This is a genomic window from Stenotrophomonas sp. PS02297, from assembly GCF_029959705.1.
Lineage (GTDB): Bacteria > Pseudomonadota > Gammaproteobacteria > Xanthomonadales > Xanthomonadaceae > Stenotrophomonas > Stenotrophomonas nitritireducens.
Window position 1 is genome coordinate 23,282 of the sequence record NZ_JASCOS010000008.1, and the last position, 21,707, is coordinate 44,988.

Consider the following 21,707-nt stretch of genomic DNA (forward strand, 5'->3'; position numbering starts at 1 on the left):
TGCGGGGTTTCGCGACGCACGGCGCCACGGGGTTGTCAGCGCAACGGCAGGCGGTTGTTCAACAACGTCACTTCTTCCGCGTCATCCTCCTGCAGCACCCGCACGCTGGCACCGCGGCGGTCGAAGCCGGGCGGCAGCGGCAGATCCAGCGTCACCGTGCGCGGCCGCAGGTCCAGCGGCGCTTCCAGCGCGGGAATCACAACGCGCGCCACTTCGCGGCCGCGCGCATCCTCGATCAGCGCATGGCCCGGCCGGGTGGCGGCATGGCCCAGGCTGTGCACGGTCAGCCGCACGCCTCCCTCCGTGATCTGCAGGTCGCCACGGCCGATGCCGAGGTCGGCGCGGGTTTCCACCGGGGTGCCGGCTTCAAGCAACTCGAACTCGAACACCTGTGCCTGCTTCGGCGCGAAACGCAGCATGGTCGAGGCGCTGCGCTGCAGCGCGACCTCGCGCACCTGCGCCTTGCCGTCGATCCTGTCGTCGCCATCGCGGTCGATGCCGCTGGTGATGCGCCAGGTGCCGGCGGCGATGTTCCAGCCGGTCATCGCCGCGTCCACCGGTCGGTCGCCGAGGTTGTACGCGATGACCTTGAAACGTTCGCGCGAGGGCGCATGCACCAGCAGCGCCACCTGCTCGGCGGCACCGGGCTGGGCGAATCGCCAGCTCATCGTGTGCCCGGGGAAGCTCTGGTTGCGCTTGAGCGCGATGCCGCCCAGGCGCAGGCGCTGCAGGAACTCGCTGGGCGCCTCGACGCGGTCGCTCCACCAGTGGCCTTCGGTGTTCATGTACTCGCGCTGCGCCTTGGCCTGGATGCCCTCGGCATGCAGCGCTTCAAGGTATTTCTTGTCGCCGCTCAGCTGCCACGCGGTGATGGCGGCGAAGCCGGTGTCGCCCTTGTCGGCGTCGGCGACCAGTTGCCGGCCCCAGTCCTGCTGGCGGCCGAGCAGGTCGATGAAGTTCTCGCCCAGGTTGGACAGCGCGTTCGGGCCGCCACGCAGCACGCGGTAGTCCAGCGCCTTCAGGTAGCGGTCGTCGCCGCTCCAGCGCCACGCCGCCCAGAACGTGTGCATGACGTCGCCGCCACCCGAGCCCTGGTTCAGCTCGCCGCCGCGGGTCTTGCCGGTGGCCCAGTTGATCTCGTTGGGCAGCGCCCAGCGGCCCTTGTCGTCGGTGTAGGCGTGGGCCAGATAGCTGTCGGCCAGACCGGTGACCAGCTTGCGGCCGGTGGGATCGGCGTTGTACTCGCCCATCAGGAATGCCGGATGCAGCACCGGGAACGAGTACGGCTTCTGCCACTGCCAGTTCGGTTCGCGGTAGACCTTGTTGCCGCCGAACCAGTTGCTGGAGAACAGCAGCTGCCCCTGCGGGTTGCGCAGGATGATGCGCTCGTCGAAGGCCTTGACCGTCTCCATCAGGCGCTCGACGGTCAGTGGATCGCCCCAGTTGAGGTAGAGCATCGCGCTGTTGGCGTTGATGCCATCCTCGTAGGAATGCAGTTCGTCGGTCTCGATGGTGCTCAGGCCGTTGGCGAACATGCCGTTCCTGTACACCGCATCGGACAGCGCGGTCAGCGAGGCATTGATGCGCTCGGGCTCCACGCCCATCAGCGCCAGTCCCGGCCACTGCTGGGTGAGGTCGGTATCGTCGGAAATGCCGCCACCGAAGTCGCCGTATTCGACCTGGCGGTTGTCGATCCACCAGTCGACGAAGCGGCGCACGCGCTTGAGGTCCTCCACCTGCCGGAACGCCCACAGCGGAACGCCCTTGGGCGGCTGCGGCTGCTGGAACGGCGGCTTGCCCTGGCTGTTGTAGCTGATGTAGTTCCAGTACAGCCGGCCCAGCTCGTGTTCCGGATCGACCCGCAGCAGATCGCTCAGGTCGGCGTAGACACGCGCGTACAGGCGTTGGCGCTTGGAGGTGGTGTGCTCCTCGACCAGGAAGCCCCAGTTGTCGCGCACCTGGTTGAAGCGGTCGGCGACGTGCTCCTTGAGCGCCTCCGCGCGGTCCTTGAACACCAGCCGCACTTCGGCGCCGTCCAGCGAAGCGGCATTGAAGCCGGGCGCGGCCGAGGCGATGGAAATCCACAGGCTGTCGGCGGTGAGGATGCGGTCGCGCAGGTCCAGCCACAGCGTGCGCTTCTGACCGGGCCGCACCGAGACCGACACGTCGATCATGTCGCGCGCCGGCCAGATCGGATCCTTGATGCGGATGTTCAGCGGGATCAATCCGTCATGCGTTGCCGGCAGGTCGAGCGCGGGAAGATCGAGCGCCACGCCGTCCAGCCCGTCGTGCATGTTCTCCCAGCTGTAGGCCCAGCTGCGGATCAGCGGCTGCGCCGCCGGCGCGTCGCCGACGCCGGATGGCACCAGTACGTGCACGATCGGCTGCGGATGCGCAGGCAGCGAACCGGCCGCGCGCCGGCGCGAGCCGGCGCCCTTGGGCAGCGCCATCACCACGCTGCGTTCGTCCGGTGCGAAGCGCCCATCGATGTAGTCGCGCAGCGCGGCGACGTTGGTGTAGTCCGGCAGCACGCTGCTGTCGACCAGGTAGCGCTGCTTGACCGTGCCCTGCGGCTCGGTGGCGTCGCTGACGTGGTAACCCCAGATTTCCTGGATCGGAGTTTCCTGCTCGGCGTTGGAGAAGCGCAGCGCGCCACCGGTCTGGGTGGCGAACTCATCGACGCTGCGGACCACGCCCTTGGGGCGGGTGAATAGGGTGCCGGCATCGCCGTCGAGCGTGCCGAAGGCCGCGCCGCGGATCTCGATGCGGTTGATCTGCTCATTGGCAGGCACCGTCAGATCGAGGTGCTGCCCGCCTTCAACATAGGTGTTCCAGTCCGGCAGCTGGAAGTAGTCGTTGCGGCCGGGCAGGCGCGAGCGGTTGTAGACGCCGGGCCAGGTGGTCTCGGCAATGCCGTCGGTGCCCTTCCACATCCACTGCTTCTTGTCCTTGGCGTCGGCGAACTCGATCTTGCGGATCGTCGTTGTCGCCGCGGCCAGCGCGGGCGGCGGGGCGCCTTCCCAGCCGTAGCGGTGCCACCATGCCCGCTGCGAGGCGGTCGCGGCGTCATCCGCGCGCGGTTCGGCATTGCGCGCCAGCGCGGCCACGCCGTCGGCGTCGAGCATGCGGTCGTAGACGCGGATCTCGTCGACGTCGCTGCCGCGCAGGAAGTTGTAGCGGCTCTGCACCTGGTAGGGCGCCATTACCCGCCCGGCCAGGCCGAGCTGGTCGAGCGCGGCATCGTAGTCGCCGGTGGTCTCCGCGCGCGCCACTTCGCGGCCATCGAGGAACAGGCGCACGCCCCGGTCCTCGTCCCAGGCGAAGGCGATGTGCTGCCATTGCACCGGCGACGGGTTGTTTTCCAGCCGGAAGGAAACGCGGGTGCGCGCCAGGTTGGCGTCGGTGACGAAGGCATCGAAACCGTGGCCGTTCCAGTCGATGCGCAGCCAGGTCATGTCCCAGCTGCTGTGGTCGGCGTAACCGACGCGGAAGATCACGAACGGCGCTTCGCCCACGGCGTAACGCGAACGCCAGAAGAAGGACAGGGTGCCGCGCTCGGCGCGGATGTTGCCCGGTGCGTTCCACGACAGCACGCCGTCGTCTTCCCAGCGGATCGCGCGGCCATGGGCACCGTCGTCGACCAGGCTCACCTTGTCCTGGAAATTGGGAACCGCGTCGCCCTGCGCCTGGTCGGCGACGAAACCCTGGTCGGCCGAGACGCGGAACAGCAGTTGCGCCGGGGAAGAATGCGCCGCCGCCGGGAGAGCGGCGGACAGCGCGGAAGCCAACAGCAGGGGACGGAGCAGGGAGCGGGCGGAACGTCGTGACATCGTGCGTCTCTTGGAAGCGTGCGTGCGGTTGCCTGTGCCGCATGCGGTGGGCCAAGTTAGCGACGCACGTGCGCCATCACATCCTGCGTCGCACCATCTCCGGAACGCCCCGGCGCCGGGCCGGGGCGGGGTTCATCGCATCAGAACCTGTAGCGCAGGCCCAGCGTGTAGGTGCGGCCGGTCTGGCTGTACTCCAGCGGCAGCGACACCGACGGGTTGGCCACCCACGATTCCTGCGCCTCGTTGGTCAGGTTGGCGCCTTCCAGGCTGATTTCCAGCTTGTCGCTGATGCGGTAGTGGATCGACGCATCGAGGATGGTGGTGCCGCTCTGGCCGTGGACGCCGTTGGCTTCGCTGTTGAAGCCCGTCTCGGTGCCCGGCACCTGGATCAGGTAGTCGTTGCGGTTGGTGGCCGACACGCGACCGGAGAAGCTCTTGCCTTCATAGAACAGGGTGGCGTTCCACGAATTCTTGGACTGGCCGGTCATCGGCGCCTTCTGCGCGGCGGCGCCGGAGGACAACAGGTACTGGATGTCCGAGTCCACGTAGGTGTAGTTCAGCTGCGTGCCGAAGTTGCTCCACTTGCCCGGCAGGAAGGTGAAGGGCTGGACATAGTTCAGCTCCACGCCCTGCAGCTTGCCGCCCGGGGTGTTGATCGGCACGGTGAACACGAATTCGTCGCTGGGGCTGGCGTTGAGATTTTCCAGCAGGCTGGCCGGCAGACCGCTGTCGGCATAGATCCGGGTTTCGCGGGTGTTCTGGATGTAGCTGCCGATGTCCTTGTAGAACAGGGTCGCGCCGAGCATGGCGCCTTCGTCGAAGTACCACTCCAGGCCCAGGTCGTAGCTCTTGGCGCGCACCGGGTCGAGCATCGGGTTGCCGCCGCTGACCGTCTTCGCACTGCCGCTGACGTTGACCGTCACGCCCGGGGTCAGGCTGCCCAGGCCCGGGCGCGACATCACCTTGGCCGCGGCGAAGCGCAGCAGGAAGTCCGGGGTGACTTCGGCCACCACGTTCAGCGACGGCAGGGTGTCGTTGTATTCGCGGGTCACCGTGGCGGCCACCGGCTTGCCGCTGGCGGTGGCGACACCGGTGGAGGTCTGCTTGGTCCTGACGTGGCGCACGCCGAAGTTGCCGTACACCGGGATCGAGCCGATCTCGGTGGAGAACTTGCCCATCAGCCAACCGCTGCGGTCCTGTTCCTCGACGCTGCGCATGCTGGCGGCGTAATCGCTCAGCGCGTAGATGCCCTCGCCGCTGAGGACGCCGAACAGGTTGGCGATGGCGTCGAAGTTCGGCACCACCCACTTGCCCGGCGAACCGGCCATTCCGCCGAGGCTGGCCTGTTCGGTCATGTCGACCGGGACGATCTTGCCGCCCGTGCTGAAATTCGGCAGCGAGGTGGCCTCGTTCGCGGTCCGCCGGCGCTCCATCGAATCGAAGCTGTAGTTCTTGCCCTGCACGCCGCCGCTCAGGGTGAACGACGGGCCGACGACCCAGGCGAAATCCAGCTCGCCGTTGTGGAACTCGTTGGTCACGTAGTTCTGGCGCAGGCGGATGGTGGACAGCGTCCAGTCACTCGGATCGGTCGGGCTGACGCCGTAGTCGAACACCGGCCTGGTCATGCTGCCGCGGTAGTCGTAGCTGTAACCCTGCACGTCCAGCTTGTCCATCATGATGGTCGCCTGGACCGGATTGTCATGCTTGGACCTGGAGGTGCCGACCCTGCCGCTGAGGGTGAAATTGTCGGTCAGCTTGTGCTCGCCATCGAGGCCGACCTGGTAGAAATCCGTGCTCCACTCGTCATGGCGGTTCTCGGCGCGGATGTCGACGTTGTCCATCTTCGCGTAGACCAAGGCGCCATTCTCGACCACCCCGTCCCTGACCACGATCTGGGCCTTGCCGTCGTTGCCGGTCTTGCTCAGGCCGTTGGCCTCGATGTACTTCTCGTCGCGCTGGGCATCGATCTTCGAGTACAGCATGTCCAGGCTGAAGGTGGTGCGGTCGCTGGGCTTGAACTGCAACGAACCGGTCACGCCCAGGCGCTTCTGGTCGTGCTCCATCAGCGTGTAGCGCGGGAAGCGCGGCGTGTAGACCTGGTCGCTGCAGACCCCGGGGAATGGAGCGCTCTTGGTGCTGCAACCCGCAAAGCCGACACCCTTCGGATTGGCCGTATTGGTCGGTGTGTTCGCCAACGCATTGGCCCAGCGCACCGTGCCGGTGCCTTCCTCCACGGTATCGCGCTCGGAATACGCCACCGACAGCAGCGCGCCGATCTTGCCGTCGGCCCAGCTGTTGGCGATCAGGCCGGCGAAGCGCGGCATGGCCGCCTGCGAGGCATCGTTGTAGGCCGCCTGTACGTTGGTCACGAGGGTGAAGCCGTCGTAATCGAACGGCCGCGCGGTGCGCAGGTCGACCGTGGCGCCGAGCGAGCCTTCCTCCACGTCGGCCGAGGCGGTCTTGCGCGCGATCAGCTGCGAGAACAGGTCCGAGGCGAATACGTTGAAGTCGAAGCCGCGGCTGCGGTTGGTGCCGCCCTGGCCGTCGCTGCTGCCGACGGTGCTCAGCGCTTCCATGCCGTTGATGCGCACGCGGGTGAAATCCGGGCCCAGGCCACGCACGGTGATCTGGCGGCCTTCGCCGCCGTCGCGGGTGATGACCACGCCGGGGATGCGCTGCAGCGATTCGGCCAGGTTGCTGTCCGGGAACTTGCCGATGTCCTCGGCGACGATGGCGTCGACCATGCCGGCCTCGCCACGCTTGATGTCCAGTGCCTTCTCGACGCTGGCGCGGTAACCGGTGACGGTCACGGTGTCCAGTTCGGTGGCGGCAGCGCCGGCATCCTGCGCCGACGCGGCGCCGGCCTGCAGGGCCAGCGCGATCGACAGCGCGAGCAAGGTAACCGGTGTCTTTTTCTGCTTGCTGTGTGGATACATGTGTTTCCCCCTCTCCAAAGGTTTACATGCGAAGCGGTGATTCCTGTAGTGCCAAAGGCCTATGACACCGCTGGTCAAAACCGAAAGTAGCAGGCGCGCAGGGAGGGAGCATCTTGCACTGCAACAGACGGAGAAACCGCCGCAACCCCTTGTCTTTGGGACATTACGGCGCCGATACCGACAGGGACAAGAGACAATTCCGGATGTATGACACCGATGGTCAAACTATCGTGCCATCATTCCCGCCCGTGTAGACCGCGACAGGAGTCCCGATGAGTTCCCCCCGTGTTGTCTGTTTCGGCGAGCTGCTGCTGCGGCTCGGCGCCCCCGGCCACCAGCTGCTGCTGCAGACCCCGGCCCTGGAGGTGCATTGCGGCGGTGCCGAGGCCAATGTCGGCGTGGCGCTGGCGCACTTCGGCCACGACGTGGCGATGGTCGGCGTGGTCGCCGACAACCCGCTGGGCGCGGCGGTGACCGGGCAATTGCGCCGGCATGGCGTGGACACCGGCCGGGTGCGCCGCGGCGAAGGCCGCATGGGCCTGTACTTCCTGACCACCGGCGCCGGCCACCGGCCCAGCGAGGTGGTCTACGACCGCGCCGATTCGGCCTTCGCCAACGCGCGCGCCGACAGCTACGACTGGCCGGCGCTGCTGCACGGCGCGCAGTGGCTGCACCTGTCCGGGGTGAGTCCGGCACTCGGCGCCGAGGCCGCGCAGGCCACGCTGGCGGCAGCGCGCGCGGCCAACGCGGCGGGCATCAAGGTGTCCTTCGACGGCAATTTCCGGCCGAAGCTGTGGGAACGCTGGGGCGGCGACGCGAAGGCGATCCTGCGCGACCTGTTCGACTGCGCGCATATCGTGTTCGCCGACCACCGCGACATCGGCGTGGTGCTGGGCGGCGGGTTTCCGCAGGCCGAGGCGCAGGCACGCGTGGACGCGGCCGCGGCGATGGCGTTCGCCGCCTTCCCGCGCCTGCAGTACCTGGCCTGCACCCAGCGCACGACGCACAGCGTCGGCCACCATTCGCTCGGCGCGATGCTGCTCGGCCGCGACGGCACCCGCGCCGTGGCGCCGACCGAGGAGCTGACCGATATCGTCGACCGCATCGGCGGCGGCGACGCCTTCGCCGCCGGCGTGCTGCACGGCCTGATCGAAGGCTTCGACGCGGATGCCACGATCCGCTTCGGCCTGGCCGCGGGCTGCCTGAAGCACTCCATTCCCGGCGATTTCAACCCGGTCGGCGTGGCCGACGTCATGGCCCTGGTGGGCGAAGGAAGGTTCGATGTCCGGCGCTGATCCGCGCGTGCGCGCTGTCCTCAAGCTGGCGCCGGTGGTCCCGGTGTTCACCCCCGACGCCATCGACGATGCGGTGCAGGTGGCGCAGGCGCTGTTCCGCGGCGGCCTGCCGGTGATCGAAGTGACGCTGCGCACGCCCACCGCGATGGCGGCGATCAAGGCGATGGTCGAGGCCGTGCCCGACGCGGTGATCGGCGCCGGCACCGTGCTGGACGCGGGGCAGATGGAGCAGGTGAAGGCCATCGGCGGCCGCTTCGCGGTCTCGCCGGGCGCCACCGACCGGCTCTACGCCGCCGCGCGCGATACCGACCTGCCGTTCCTGCCGGGCGTGGCCACTTCGTCGGAGCTGATGCGCGGGCTGGAGCAGGGGCTGGACACGTTCAAGTTCTTCCCGGCGGTGCAGGCCGGCGGCACGGCGATGCTGTCGGCATGGAACGGCCCGTTCGGCGACGTGCGCTTCTGCCCGACCGGCGGCATCGGCGCGCAGACCGCCGCCCAGTTCCTGCACCTGCCCAACGTGCTGTGCGTGGGCGGTTCGTGGCTGACCACGCGCGAGCTGCTGGCGGCGCGCGACTGGACCGGCATCGAGCGGCTGGCGCGCGAAGCGGCGGTGCTGGCAGGCTGAGCCGGCGGGCGGCGTCCCGGCGCATGCTCCCTGCCCAGGGCGTGATCACGATCAATGCGGCGTCCGCCGGACGTCGCCAGAGTAGGGACATTCCCTGACGGAGATCGCGCATGGACAGGACGATGAAGGCCGCGGTGGTGCGTGCGTTCGGCCAGCCGCTGGTTATCGAGGAGGTGCCGGTGCCGCGGCCGGGCGCCGGCGACATCCTGGTGAAGATCGAGGCCTGCGGCGTCTGCCACACCGACCTGCATGCCGCCGGGGGCGACTGGCCGGTCAAGCCCGAGCCCCCTTTCATTCCCGGCCATGAAGGCGTGGGCCATGTGGTCGCGGTGGGCGCAGGCGTCCGCCATGTGAAGGAAGGCGACCGCGTCGGCATCCCCTGGCTGTATTCGGCCTGCGGCCATTGCGAGCACTGCCTGGGCGGCTGGGAAACGCTGTGCGAAAGCCAGCGCAACACCGGCTATTCGGTCAACGGCGGATTCGCCCAGTACGCACTGGCCAACGCCGACTATGTCGGGCACCTGCCGAAGAACCTGGGCTTCGTCGAGATCGCCCCGGTGCTGTGCGCCGGCGTCACCGTCTACAAGGGCCTGAAAGTCACCGACACCAAGCCGGGCGACTGGGTGGCGATCTCCGGCATCGGCGGCCTGGGCCACATGGCCGTGCAGTACGCGCGGGCGATGGGCCTGAACATCGCGGCGGTGGACGTGGACGAGGACAAGCTCGCCCTGGCGCGACGGCTGGGCGCGGCGGTCACCGTCGATGCCCGTACCACGGACCCGGCAGCGTTCCTGAAGAAGGAGATCGGCGGCGCCCACGGCGCACTGGTCACCGCGGTGTCGCCCAAGGCGTTCGAGCAGGCGCTGGGCATGGTCCGGCGCGGCGGCACGGTATCGCTCAACGGCCTGCCGCCCGGCGATTTCCCGCTGGACATCTTCGGCATGGTGCTCAACGGCATCACCGTGCGCGGATCCATCGTCGGAACCCGCCTGGACCTGCAGGAATCGCTGCAGTTCGCCGCCGACGGCAAGGTCGCCGCGACGGTCACCACCGATACGCTGGACAACATCAATGCCGTGTTCGCGCGCATGCGCGCCGGCCAGATCGAAGGGCGCGTCGTGCTGGACATGAACGCCTGACCGTCCGCGCATGGCCGCCGTCGCCCGCATCCCCTCCCGCGGGCGCGGCGGTCGTGCCATCGCGGCCTCAGCGCGGCGCCCACTGCCACTGCAGGCCCAGCGTCCAACCCCGATCCGGGCCGGGTTCGTAATAGCGCTGGTTGCCGTCGTTGACGATGACCGAGCCGATGTAACGCCGGTCCAGCAGGTTGTCCACGCGCGCGAACAGGCGCAGCGGGCCATGCGCGGTCGGCCAGCGCCGGCTGGCTTCAAGGTTCAGCAGCGCGTGGCCCGGCGCACGGGCGTCGCCCAGGTCGGTGGCGGGCGTGGCGCTTGCGGCCACGGTTTCGACCGCCAGCAGCCACGTCCCCGGCTGCCAGCGCCAGCGTGCGTGCAGCTGCTGGCGCGGCACGCCCGGCAGGGCGCTGCCGGCCGCCACCGGATTGCGCGGCACGATGCAGGGCGCAGGCAGGCCGGTGCAGGTGAAGTAGCCCTCGCGCACGCTGGCCTGCAGCCGGGTCCAGGCCAGCTGCAGCTGCTGGCTCTCGCCGATGGGCTGCAGCCAGCCCAGCTCCACGCCCTGGCGGCGGGTGGCGCCGATGTTGCGGTAGCTGCTGCGGCCGCCGATGTTGCCGGCCACGGCCAGTTCGTCGTCGGTGTCGGCGCGGAACCACGCCAGCTCCAGCCGCGCGCCGGCCTGGTTGCGCCATTTGGCGCCGAGCTCGACGTTGCGGCTGGTGGCCGGGGACAGGTCCAGCGCCAGCCCGGCGCCGCCGTCGGCGCGATAGCCCAGCTCGTTGAAGGTCGGCGTCTCGAAGCCGCGCCCGGCCGAGGCATACAGGCGCAGATCCTCGCCGGCGCGGAACACCAGCCCGGCCACCGGCGTGGTCGCCGCGTAGTGGCGGCGGCCGCTGTCGTCGGGATTGCCGGCAACGATGTAATGGTCATCGGAACGGAAGCGCACCCGGCTGTGGCGCGCCCCGGCCAGCAGCGACCAGCGCGGGCCGAGCTGCCACCAGGCCTGCGCGAACTGGTCCACGTTGCCGACGCGGTCGCGCTGGTCGCGGCGCAGCCGGCCTTTGACGCCCAGCGCGTCGCCGACGAAGTTCTCATAGCCGGTGCGATGCTGCCGCTGGCCGTCGGCGTTGGCGCCGACCACCAGTTCCAGCGGCCGGCCCGCCAAGGCGCCGTGCCAGGCCCAGCGCGCATCCACGCCGCCGTAACCGCCGTCCAGGTCGATCACCCCGCCCGAGTGCAGGGGATTGGCCTGTGCCGCAGGCGGGATCGCCAGGAACTGCTCGACCGTGCGCTGTCCGGCATAGGCCATCAGCCGCCAGGTCCGGCGCTCGCGATCCAGCGTATACACCGCGCCGGCCTGTGCCTGCCGCACCGATTTGCGGGTGTCGTACTGGGTGGCGACGGCGGTGGCCCGGCGCGGATCGGTGCGCGCCTGTTCGGCGGTCAGGCCCAGCGGGTCCTGCGCGTGCGGGGCATCGAGCACGTTGAACAGCAGGTCCAGGCGCTGGCCCGGCGCTGGCTCGAACCCGAGCCGCGCGTTGAGCGATCCGCGCCGCGCCGCGCTGTGTTCGCGCCAGCCATCGGTGCGGTAATCGCTGGCGGCGACGTTGTAATGCATGGCTTTGGCCTGGCCCCTGAGCTGCAGGCCCAGGCTGCGGCTGTTGTCGCTGCCGAAGGTCGCGCGCAACCGCCACGGGTCGCCCGCCTGGCCATCGGCGCTCCACAGCTGCACCACACCGCCGGACGAGTTGCCGTACAACGCCGAGAACGGCCCGCGCAGCACGTCGATGCGTTCGGCGCCGAGCAGGTTGAAATGCGACAACTGGCCCTGCCCGTCGGGCATCGTCGCCGGCACGCCGTCGACCAGCAGCCGTACGCCGCGCACGCCGAAGGTGGAGCGCGCGCCGAAACCGCGGATCGACAGCTGCGTGTCCTGCGCCAGGTTCTGCCGCTCGCGCGCCAGCAGGCCGGGAACGCCGCCCAGGGCTTCGGACACCAATGCGCCACGGCCAGCGCCGTCCTCGTCCACGCCGACGCTGGTCATCGACGCGGGCAGGTCGAAATCGTCGGTCGCATGCACACGCGCGGCCTGCACCTGCACGGCGTCCAGCGTGGCGGGCGCCGTGCCGGCCGATACCGTCGCCGGCAGCGCCACTGCCAGGCCGATCGCCGGAAACAACCGTCTACATCGCTTCATGCCGGCATCATCGCCGATCGCCGGCGAGCGCTGCGTCGCGCCGCGACGGTTCCGCCTGAAACCCTGCGGCCAATGGCGCCCGGCCCTGTTAGGATGGGCCGGTTTGACCGCGTTGCGCGGTCGTCCCGAACTTCTCTCCTCCCGCCACCGTGACGAGTACCGCCGTGTCCTTCTTTGCAAACGTGGAACAGGTTCCTGGCGACCCGATCCTGGGTCTGACCGAGGCTTACAACGCCGACCCGCGCCCGACCAAGGTCAACCTTGGCGTCGGCATCTATTACGACGAAGACGGCCGCATCCCGCTGCTGCGCGCCGTGCACCTGATCGAGCAGCAGCTCGCCGCCGAGGCCAAGCCGCGCGGCTACCTGCCGATCGACGGCCTGCCTGCCTATACCCAGGCCACCCAGAAGCTGGTGTTCGGCGAGGGTTCGGAGCTGATCGCCGCCGGCCGCGTGGCCACCTCGCAGACCATCGGCGGCAGCGGCGCGCTGCGCGTGGGCGCGGACCTGCTGCACAAGCTGCTGCCGCACGCCACCGTCGCCATCAGCAACCCGAGCTGGGAAAACCACCGCGCCGTGTTCGGCGCCGCCGGCTTCGACATCGTCGACTACACCTACTTCGACAACGCCAGCCACGGCCTGGATTTCGCCGGCATGGTCGCCGACCTGCAGAAGCTGCAGCCGGGCACCGTGGTGCTGCTGCACGCCTGCTGCCACAACCCGACCGGCGCTGACCTGAGCACGGAGCAGTGGAAGCAGGTCGCCGCGCTGCTGAAGGACCGCCAGCTGTTCCCCTTCATCGACATGGCCTACCAGGGCTTCGACAAGGGCATCGAGCAGGACGGCCAGGCCGTGCGCATCATCGCCGAGGCCGGCATCGACAGCTTCATCGTCGCCAACTCTTACTCCAAGTCGTTCTCGCTGTACGGCGAACGCGTCGGCGCGCTGTCGGTGGTGGGCCCGGACGCGACCTCGACCAAGGCCGTGCAGTCGCAGGTCAAGCGCATCATCCGCACCATCTACTCCAGCCCGTCCACCCATGGCGCGGCGCTGGTCGCCGGCGTGCTGGGCAGCGCCGAGCTGCGCGGCATGTGGGGCTCCGAGCTGACCGAGATGCGCGAACGCATCCACGCCCTGCGCGCCGGCATGGTGCAGAAGCTGGCCGCCCTGGGCGCGCCGGAATTCGGCTTCATCCAGCAGCAGGCCGGCATGTTCTCCTACTCGGGCCTGAGCAAGGCGCAGGTGGACCGGCTGCGCGACGAGTACGGCATCTACGCCGTCGGTACCGGCCGCATCTGCGTGGCCGCGCTCAGCCAGAAGAACCTGGACTACGTGGCCAAGGCCGTCTACGAAGTCAGCCGCGGCTGATCCGGTGCCCTTGCCATGATCGAAAAAAAGCCCGGCCGAATCCGGGCTTTTTTTCATCCATGGGCACGGCCGGCACCGGCATGTTCAGCCCGGTACCAGCCAGGTCGTTGCCGCCGCGCCCACCACCATCGCCGCCAACCCCGCACTGACGGCGGCTCCATAGCGTGGGCCACCGCTGGCGAAGGCCAGTATCGACTTGGCCAGCGACGCCGATGCCAGCAGGGCGACCACGCCCCAGCGCGCCGTCGCCAGTTCCAGGCCGCCGGAAGCGGCGAGACTGGCGATGCTGGCCGCCGCCGCGTGCAGTTCGCCCAGCGCGGCGATGGTGGCCCCCACCAATGCCCCCGCCTGGCCGAACAACTGACGCAATCCTTCGGACACCAGCAGCACCGCGGCGATCACCAGCACGATCATCAACGCATGCCCCAGCCGGAAGGCGTTGGCGGCGGAAGTCGGCGGCAGCGTTTCTTCCTTCACCTGGCGCAGGCCCAGCAGCGAGAACGCCAACAACGACAGCGACGCGGCCAGCAGCGGCCACGCGCTCGCACGCAACAACGCGGGCGAGGTGGTGCCGATCACCGCCGCGAACAGCAGCAGGGAGGCCAGATTAGCCAGCAAGGCGGCCGACGCCGAGGGCCCCACCAGCGCGGCCGAGGCCCTGCTGCCACGGCCGAACCCGGCCACTGCCGCCGTGGACGAGGCGAAACCGGAGAAGAAACCCGCCACCGGCAGGCCCCGACGGGCGCCTACGGCCCGCAGCGCGATGTGGCCGAGCATGCCCACGCCCATCACCAGCACCACGATCCGCCACAACCTGGCCGGCACCAGCACTCCCCAGGGATCGATCGCGGTCACCGGCAACAGCGGCAGCACCACCAGCGCGCAGGCGGCCAACAGCAGCGCATCGCGCATCTCCTGGTCGCTGATCACCTCGCGGCTCAACCGCGCCAGCGGCGCCTTGGCCCACAGCAGGATCGCCACCACCACGCCGAGCGCCGCCGCCAGTTCCTGCTCTTCAAGCGCCAGGCCACCCAGCAGCACCGTGACCAGCAGGGCGACCTCGCCGGTCAGGCCCGGATCGTCGCGGGCGGTCACCCGGTAGCTGCTCCACGCCAGCAGGGCAGCCGCCAGCAGCGCCACCAGGAATGCGGCCTGTCCCAGCGCGAGGGCCACGGCCCCCATCAATGCCAGCAATGCGTGTGTACGCACGCCCGCCTGCGCCGATGCGGCGTTTCCATGCTGGCGCTCCCGCACCGCGCCGATCAGCAGGCCGATGCCCAGTGCCGCCGGCAGGCCATGCGTTGCCTGGTCCCAGTCCATGTCCTCTCCCTCCGGGGCGTCCATGGTATGCCGCCTGTAGCCGGCGTCGATGGCATCTACCGGCTTCCCGTACCGACAAACCCTGTCCAGTTCCACCCACAGGCGGGACACGGCCCGGCCTGCCCCGGCCCTCGACTCGTAAATGCAGGGACAACCCGCGACAATAGCGTTCCTTTCCGCTGAAGGTAGCCATCGTCCATGTCCCGCACGTCGTTGACCCGCTTCCTGATCGAAGAACAGCATGCCCGGCGCATCAACGCCGACCTGCGCCAGCTGGTGGCGGTCGTGGCCCGCGCCTGCACCAGCATCTCGATCGCGGTGAGCAAGGGCGCGCTGGGCGGCGTGCTCGGCGACGCCGGCACCGGCAACGTGCAGGGCGAGGCGCAGAAGAAACTGGACGTGATCTCCAACGAGATCCTGCTCGAGGCCAATGCCTGGGGCGGCCACCTGGCCGCCTGCGCATCGGAGGAGATGGACCACAGCCAGCCGGTGCCGTCCGAATATCCGCACGGCGACTTCCTGCTGCTGTTCGATCCGCTGGACGGCAGCTCCAATATCGACGTGAACGTGTCGGTGGGCACCATCTTCTCGGTGCTGCGCGCGCCGGCCGGCGTGGACAAGCCCGGCGACGAGCACTTCCTGCAGCCGGGCGTGCAGCAGGTCGCGGCTGGCTACTGCATCTATGGGCCGAGCACGATGCTGGTGCTCAGCGTCGGCCACGGTACCCACGCCTTCACCCTGGACCGCGAGACCGGCGAGTTCGTGCTGACCCAGCGCGGCATGCAGGTGCCGGCCGACACGAAGGAATTCGCCATCAACATGTCCAACCAGCGCCACTGGGAAGCGCCGATGCAGGGCTACGTGGCCGACCTGCTGGCCGGCCGCGAGGGCCTGCGCGGCAAGGACTTCAACATGCGCTGGATCGCCTCGATGGTGGCCGACGTGCATCGCATCCTCACCCGCGGCGGCATCTTCATCTATCCGTGGGACAGGAAGGATCCGTCCAAGGCCGGAAAGCTGCGGCTGATGTACGAGGCCAACCCGATGTCGATGCTGATCGAACAGGCCGGTGGCGCCGCTACCAATGGCCGCCAGCGCATCCTCGACATCCAGCCCGACCAGCTGCACCAGCGCGTGCCGGTGTTCCTCGGCTCGCGCAACGAGGTGGCCGAAGCCACCCGTTACCACCACGAGCACGACGCGCGGGGCTGAGTCCACGCGGCCTGCGGGGAGAGCGGGGCAATGCCCCGCTGTGGCAGCATCGGGAAAGCCCCTGCCGCGCGTTTTCCGGCACGACACAGGCGCGCCGGTTCGAGCCACCGTCGGCGTTTTCCCTGAGGCCATGCCGATGCGCGCATCGATCGCCGTACCCCTGCGGCTGGTTTCCGCCTTGGCCTGGGCACGGACGCCGACGCTCGAACAGGCCGATACCGACTGGAGCCGCCTGCGCCTGCAGGGCGATGCATCGGCGCTGGCCGCGCTGTTGGCCGAGGACTGGCTGCTCCCCCGTTCCGATGGCCGGGTGCAGCACAGAGCCGGCTATCTGCAGGGACAGGAACTGGCCAAGCGCACTCACCGCAACACGCGCATCGACAACGCGGACGTACAGGTACGCGGCTACGGCGATACCTCCGTGATCAGCGGCACCCGCGCGCAGGCCGCGACCCGCAATGGCCAGCCAGCCCAGGGAAGGGCGCCAGCGCTTCACCTGCGTGTGGGCGCTGCGCGATGGCCACTGGCAGAGGCTGTCCTCGCACTCCTCGCGGTTGTCCGGGCCCCGGCCCTGACGGCGACGACCGCAGGGCATCCGTGGCGGATCAGAACAGCTCGCCCTGCGGCGAGGCTTTCTTCGGCGGCAGCGGCGGCACGAAGCGGCTGCAATCCAGCCACGGCCATTGCTCGCGCGAGGCGTTGAAGCCCAGGCGTTTGCTGGCCAGCCCGAAACGCCGCGCCAGCAGCTGCGCGTACACGCCTTCGCCGCGCATGCGCTTGCCGAACTGGCTGTCGTAGTCCTTGCCGCCGCGCAGCTGGTTGAGGGTGCTCATGACGTGTTCGGCCCGCTGCGGATGGTGCGCCTGCAGCCATTCGCGGAACAGCGGCGCCACCTCGTAGGGCAGGCGCAGCAGCACGTAGCCGGCACTGCGCGCGCCTGCATCGCGTGCGGCTTCCAGCACCGCTTCCAGTTCGGCATCGTTGATCCACGGGATCACCGGCGCCACCATCACGCCGACCGGAATCCCGGCCTCGTGCAGGCGCCGCATCGCCCGCAGCCGCGCATGCGGCGCGGAGGCACGCGGTTCCAGCTTCGCCGACAGGTGCGGGTCCAGCGAAGTCACCGAGAAATGCACGCTGACCAGGCGCTGCGCGGCCAGCGGCGCCAGCAGGTCGATGTCGCGTTCGACCAGCGCGTTCTTGGTGATCAGCGAGAACGGATGGCGGGTTTCCAGCATCACCTCGATCAGCTGGCGGGTGATGCCCAGTCTGCGTTCGACCGGCTGGTAGGCGTCGGTGTTGATGCCCAGCGCAATGGGTTTGACCACATAGCCGGGCCGGGCCAGCTCCCTGCGCAGCAGTTCGGCGGCATTGGTCTTGGCGAAGATCTTGGTCTCGAAGTCCAATCCCGGCGACAGGTTCAGGTAGGCATGGGTGGGCCGCGCGAAACAGTACGAACACCCGTGCTCGCAGCCGCGGTACGGGTTGACCGACTGGTCGAAGCCCACGTCCGGAGACGTGTTGCGGCTGATGATGCTGCGCGCGACTTCGACGCGCACGTCGGTCCGCAGGCGCGGCGTGGCGAATTCCTCGCCATCGTCGGCCAGCCAGCCGTCGTCGACGGTATCGGTGATGGTGGTCTCGAAGCGGCCGGGCAGGTGGCTGGCGGCACCTCGGCCCTTGATCGGAGTCGGCATCGGCCTACGCTAGCGCGGCCGCGTCGCAGATGCAGCGACGCGGCGTTCATGCAGGTGCACGGCCATGGCCGGCCTCGCGCGCCATGCACGGGCCATGGCTAGAATCGCCGCATGCGCGAAGCCCTCCACAGTCTCTGGACCAGCGTGTCCTCCATCCCGCACGCGGCGCAGATCCTGGCGACCGCCTATGTGCTGTACCTGGTGCTGCTGGCCGGCTACATCGTGCTGCAGAAGCGCGAGCCGGTGGCGACGCTGAGCTGGATCCTGTCGCTGGCGGCACTGCCCTACATCGGCCTGTTCGTGTTCTATGTGCTCGGCCCGCAGAAGATCGTGCGCCAGCGCCTGCGGCGCGGGCGTTCGCGCGAGGGCATGGAGGCCTACAACACGGTCTGCCCGGCCGATGCGCACTGCACCGAGCTGGCGCGCATCGGCCAGGCCACCACCGGCCTGCCGCCCAGCACCGCCACCGCCGTGGACTGGCTGGTCGACGGCGCGGCGACCTATGCGGCGATCCTGGCGGCAGTTGCCGGCGCAACGCGCCACGTGAACCTGGAGTACTACATCTTCGAGCCCGACCATGCCGGCACGGCCCTGCGCGACGCATTGGCCGAGCGGGCGAGGGCAGGGGTGAAGGTGCGCCTGCTGCTGGATGCGGTCGGTTCCTCGCGGGTCAAGCGCAGTTTCCTGCGGCCGCTGCTCGACGCCGGCGCCGAGGTGGTCTGGTTCCATCCGCGCCAGCTGCTCAAGCCGTTCAAGCGCCCGTGGCTGAACCTGCGCACCCACCGCAAGCTGGTGGTCATCGACGGCTCGCTCGCCTTCACCGGCGGCATCAACATCACCGACGAGGAGGACGACAGCCGCAATCCCGACGCTTACCGCGACCTGCACACGCGCCTGACCGGACACGTCGTGCGCAGCCTGCAGCTGGTGTTCCTGGAGGACTGGATCTACGCCAGCGGGCAGCGCATGGCCCACTTCGACCGGGAAGACCTCTTTCCCTCCGATGGCCCGGCACGGGAGGATGGCCGGGTGCAGGCACAGGTACTGGTGTCCGGCCCGGATTCCTCATGGGAGGCGATCCATCGCATGCACGTGGCGGCGATCCATGAAGCCGCCCGCCGCGTCTGGCTGGTAACGCCGTATTTCGTCCCCGGCGAAGCCGCGCGCATGGCGCTGACCTCGGCCGCGCTGGGTGGGCTGGACACGCGCCTGCTGGTGCCGCGTCGCAGCGACTCGCTGTTCGTCACCCTGGCCGGCCGCTCCTACTACGACGAACTGCTGCAGGCCGGGGTCAAGATCTACGAATACGGCCCGCGCATGCTGCATACCAAGGCCTTCATCGCCGACGACGATACCTGCATCGTCGGCAGCGCCAACTTCGACCACCGCAGCTTCCGCCTGAACTTCGAGCTGTCGATGCTCTACCACGACCGGGGACTGACCGCGGAGCTGGAAGCGATTCTGGCCCAGGAGTTCGCCTGCGCCACGCCGGTGCGGCCCGACCGCGATCGCCCGTTGTGGCGGCAGCGCCTGCCCGAAGCCTTCGCCCGGCTCGCTTCTCCCCTGCTGTAGCGTCCGGCGCATGGAAGCGTCCCCGGGCGGGCCGCTACACTGCTCGCCTCCACGGGAGATCGTCATGTACTGGCTGTTCCTGCTGCTCGCGCTGGGCGCCTTCACCCTTGCCATCACCACCACGCATGCGGGCCTGCTGCTCCTGGCGCTGCTGGCCGCGCTGCTCTTCTTCCTGCTGTGGATCAAGGGGCTGCATGCGGCACGCTTCGGCGGCGCGGCCAGCCAGCCTGCGCGCTCCCTGCACCCGGCCGAGCTGCAGGCCCTGCGCGACCAGCTGCGGCCGGCCGCTTCCCCGTCCCCCTCCGCATCTGAAGACCATCCGCCGTCATGACCCGCCTCAGCGTCAACGTCAACAAGATCGCCGTACTGCGCAACTCCCGTGGCGGCAACGACCCGGACGTGCTGCGCGCGGCAACGGCCTGCCTGGATGCGGGCGCGCACGGCATCACCGTGCATCCCCGCCCCGACCAGCGGCATATCCGCGCCGACGATGTCCATGCGCTTTCCGCGCTCACCCGTGCACGGGACGTCGAGTTCAACATCGAAGGCAACCCCTTCGCACCGCCGCGCGCCGGCTATCCAGGCCTGCTCCCGTTGTGCGAACAGACCCGGCCGGCGCAAGCCACCCTGGTGCCGGATGGCGATGGCCAGCTCACCTCCGACCACGGCTTTGATTTTGCCCGCGATGGCGAGCGCCTGCGTCCCCTGGTCGCCGCGTTGAAAGGCTTCGGCTGCCGGGTCAGTCTGTTCGTCGACGCTGGCAACCCCGACATCACCGCCGCCGCCGCGCTCGGCGCGGATCGCATCGAGCTCTATACCGGTCCCTATGCGGAGGCCTTCGCCGCCGGCTCCCCGGACGCCGCCCTGGCGCTGTTCGCGGATGCCGCACGGCGAGCGCAGGCCGCGGGCCTGGGCGTCAATGCCGGCCACGACCTGTCGCAGGCCAACCTGGGCCGCTTCCTGGAGGAGGTGCCGCAGGTGCTGGAAGTCTCCATCGGCCACGCACTGATAGGCGAGGCGCTGTATGGCGGACTCGATGCCACGGTGAAAGCCTATCTGGCGGCGATCGGCCATACGGGCTGAGTTGGGGCATGAAAGCGGCAGGGAACCGCGGGGGTTTCCTGCTGATCGGGCATCTTCCAGCCATGGGCCGGAATCCCCGCTACCGCATGGAATCGATCTTCTTTATTCCGGCTTCCTTGGCCTGGCCCAGGATTCTGGCCATCACCTCGTATCCGGAATCCGGGGCGGCATCGATCCGCAGTGCCGGCGGGTTTGCCGGGTCCTTTCTTACTTCCTCTTCCATCTTCCGCCCAAGTTCGTCCAGATCCAGCGGGTTGTCGTTCCAGTAAACCTGGTTGCCGGCATCCACGCGCAGATCGATCGGCGGCGATGGTTGGCGCAGCGGCAGCGAGGGATTGATGACCCGCTGCGGCAGATCCACTGCGACCGGATACCTCATGGCAGGCGCGATCAGCAGAAGAGCGATGCACAGTGAGCCGATCGCTCCTGCCGATACAGCCACCGCCAACACGATCCTGCCTGATTTCGACATGCGGATTTCCCCATGGCTCTGCTGTCCGGAGACTACCGCGTTTCGCCGCGGTCTTACGGAAAAAGAACGCCCCCGGCAAGCGGGGGCGTTCTCCAGTCGCGTCATGACTTGGGTATTGCGTTACTGCACGAAACCGATCTTCTTCATCTGAGCGTTCTTGGCCTGGGCCAGGATCTTGGCCATGACCTCGTACTCGGAATCCGGATTGGCATCGATGCGAAGTTCCGGCTGGTTGGTCGGATCCTTCTGTACTTCTTCTTCCATCTTCTGCTGCAGCTCGTTCACGTTCACCGGGCTGTTGTTCCAGTAAACCTGATTGCTCGCATCCACCCGCAGATCGATCGGCGGCGGCGGCTCGCGCAGCTGCGGCGGCGGATTGATGACCCGCTGCGGCAGGTCCACGGCGATCGGGTACGTCATGATCGGCGCGGTCACGATGAAGATGATCAGCAGCACCAACATCACGTCCACGAGGGGCGTGACGTTGATGTCGGCCATGGGGCCCCTGTTTCCACCACTACTGAATGCCATCGCTTATTGCCCCTTTTCTTTGGTGGCAACGAAGCCGACGTCCAGCATGCCCTGGCCCTGCGCGATCTTGGTCACTTCATTGATCACGCTCATCTTGGTGGTCTTGTCACCACGCAGGTTGAGCGGGGGCTGGGGCGTCTGCTGGGCAGCAGTGGCGAAACGCGACTCCAGGGTCTCCTTCGTCACCAGCTCATCGTTCCAGTAGAGCGAACCGTCTTCCTTGACAGCAACCGTGATCGGATTCGGACGTTTTTCAGCGTCGTCCGGATTGATGTTCAGGTTGGCCTCGGGCAGCTCTACCTTGACCTTGTGGGACATCAGGGGAGCCGTGATGATGAAGATGATCAGCAGCACCAGCATCACGTCCACGAGGGGCGTGACGTTGATGTCGGCCATGGGGCCGCTGCTGTTACCACTACTGAAAGCCATAACGG

The 21,707-nt window shown here is 68.6% G+C and carries 16 protein-coding genes; 8 read left to right on the plus strand and 8 right to left on the minus strand.

Annotated features, from left to right (window positions below; translation table 11 throughout):
* Positions 1-35 precede the first annotated feature (35 nt).
* Together QMX80_RS03575 and QMX80_RS03580 are read right to left on the minus strand one after the other, a co-directional pair.
* Complete coding sequence (locus tag QMX80_RS03575; RefSeq protein ID WP_282275316.1) at positions 36-3,830, minus strand: LamG-like jellyroll fold domain-containing protein; 3,795 nt, start codon at positions 3,828-3,830, stop codon at positions 36-38.
* A gap of 140 nt (positions 3,831-3,970) precedes the next feature.
* Entirely contained in the window at positions 3,971-6,766 is a 2,796-nt protein-coding gene (locus QMX80_RS03580) for a TonB-dependent receptor (protein WP_282275318.1), read from the minus strand.
* Between the two features lie 272 nt (positions 6,767-7,038).
* Between QMX80_RS03580 and QMX80_RS03585 the strand changes: the two genes are divergently transcribed.
* The 3 genes from QMX80_RS03585 to adhP all read left to right on the plus strand — a co-directional run bounded on the left by QMX80_RS03585 (position 7,039) and on the right by adhP (position 9,825).
* A complete protein-coding gene (locus QMX80_RS03585) occupies positions 7,039-8,061 on the plus strand; it encodes a sugar kinase (protein ID WP_282275320.1) in 1,023 nt (340 codons plus the stop codon).
* Positions 8,048-8,686 (plus strand): bifunctional 4-hydroxy-2-oxoglutarate aldolase/2-dehydro-3-deoxy-phosphogluconate aldolase, encoded by a 639-nt coding sequence (gene eda / locus QMX80_RS03590; protein WP_055768637.1) that lies wholly within the window; start codon positions 8,048-8,050, stop codon positions 8,684-8,686. The genes QMX80_RS03585 and eda overlap by 14 nt, the downstream gene beginning before the upstream one ends.
* A 110-nt stretch (positions 8,687-8,796) precedes the next feature.
* Positions 8,797-9,825 carry an alcohol dehydrogenase AdhP gene (gene adhP, locus QMX80_RS03595; protein WP_282275323.1) on the plus strand — a complete coding sequence of 343 codons (1,029 nt, stop codon included), beginning with the start codon at positions 8,797-8,799 and terminating at the stop codon, positions 9,823-9,825.
* Between the two features lie 67 nt (positions 9,826-9,892).
* Here adhP and QMX80_RS03600 read toward each other — a convergent pair whose 3' ends face one another.
* Positions 9,893-12,019, minus strand: coding sequence for a TonB-dependent receptor (locus tag QMX80_RS03600; protein ID WP_282275324.1), 2,127 nt, complete (start codon positions 12,017-12,019; stop codon positions 9,893-9,895).
* Between the two features lie 164 nt (positions 12,020-12,183).
* On the opposite strand from QMX80_RS03600, the gene QMX80_RS03605 reads away from it, so the two are divergent.
* Positions 12,184-13,386, plus strand: a complete 1,203-nt coding sequence (locus QMX80_RS03605) for an amino acid aminotransferase (protein WP_282275325.1) — start codon at positions 12,184-12,186, stop codon at positions 13,384-13,386.
* A gap of 84 nt (positions 13,387-13,470) precedes the next feature.
* Here the strand turns inward: QMX80_RS03605 and QMX80_RS03610 are convergent, their stop codons facing one another.
* The gene (locus tag QMX80_RS03610) at positions 13,471-14,706 is read right to left on the minus strand and encodes a DUF4010 domain-containing protein (protein WP_282275326.1); all 1,236 of its coding nucleotides are present in this window, start codon (positions 14,704-14,706) and stop codon (positions 13,471-13,473) included.
* A 198-nt stretch (positions 14,707-14,904) separates the two neighbouring features.
* Between QMX80_RS03610 and QMX80_RS03615 the strand changes: the two genes are divergently transcribed.
* Positions 14,905-15,918, plus strand: a complete 1,014-nt coding sequence (locus tag QMX80_RS03615) for a class 1 fructose-bisphosphatase (RefSeq protein WP_282275327.1) — start codon at positions 14,905-14,907, stop codon at positions 15,916-15,918.
* Positions 15,919-16,523: 605 nt separating this feature from the next.
* On the opposite strand, the gene QMX80_RS03620 is transcribed toward QMX80_RS03615, so the two are convergent.
* A complete protein-coding gene (locus QMX80_RS03620) occupies positions 16,524-17,615 on the minus strand; it encodes a PA0069 family radical SAM protein (protein ID WP_273083666.1) in 1,092 nt (363 codons plus the stop codon).
* A gap of 111 nt (positions 17,616-17,726) precedes the next feature.
* Here QMX80_RS03620 and cls point away from each other — a divergent pair, with 111 nt between their 5' ends.
* From cls to QMX80_RS03635, 3 genes are all read left to right on the plus strand, one after another.
* Positions 17,727-19,187 carry a cardiolipin synthase gene (cls, locus tag QMX80_RS03625; protein ID WP_273083668.1) on the plus strand — a complete coding sequence of 487 codons (1,461 nt, stop codon included), beginning with the start codon at positions 17,727-17,729 and terminating at the stop codon, positions 19,185-19,187.
* Positions 19,188-19,251: 64 nt separating this feature from the next.
* Complete coding sequence (locus QMX80_RS03630; RefSeq protein ID WP_055768665.1) at positions 19,252-19,518, plus strand: hypothetical protein; 267 nt, start codon at positions 19,252-19,254, stop codon at positions 19,516-19,518.
* Complete coding sequence (locus QMX80_RS03635; RefSeq protein ID WP_282275330.1) at positions 19,515-20,270, plus strand: pyridoxine 5'-phosphate synthase; 756 nt, start codon at positions 19,515-19,517, stop codon at positions 20,268-20,270. The genes QMX80_RS03630 and QMX80_RS03635 overlap by 4 nt, the downstream gene beginning before the upstream one ends.
* A gap of 79 nt (positions 20,271-20,349) precedes the next feature.
* On the opposite strand, the gene QMX80_RS03640 is transcribed toward QMX80_RS03635, so the two are convergent.
* The 3 genes from QMX80_RS03640 to QMX80_RS03650 all read right to left on the minus strand — a co-directional run bounded on the left by QMX80_RS03640 (position 20,350) and on the right by QMX80_RS03650 (position 21,702).
* Entirely contained in the window at positions 20,350-20,742 is a 393-nt protein-coding gene (locus QMX80_RS03640) for a biopolymer transporter ExbD (RefSeq protein WP_282275332.1), read from the minus strand.
* Between the two features lie 120 nt (positions 20,743-20,862).
* Positions 20,863-21,273, minus strand: a complete 411-nt coding sequence (locus tag QMX80_RS03645) for a biopolymer transporter ExbD (protein ID WP_055768671.1) — start codon at positions 21,271-21,273, stop codon at positions 20,863-20,865.
* Between the two features lie 3 nt (positions 21,274-21,276).
* Positions 21,277-21,702 carry a biopolymer transporter ExbD gene (locus QMX80_RS03650; RefSeq protein WP_055768673.1) on the minus strand — a complete coding sequence of 142 codons (426 nt, stop codon included), beginning with the start codon at positions 21,700-21,702 and terminating at the stop codon, positions 21,277-21,279.
* Between the last annotated feature and the right edge of the window lie 5 nt (positions 21,703-21,707).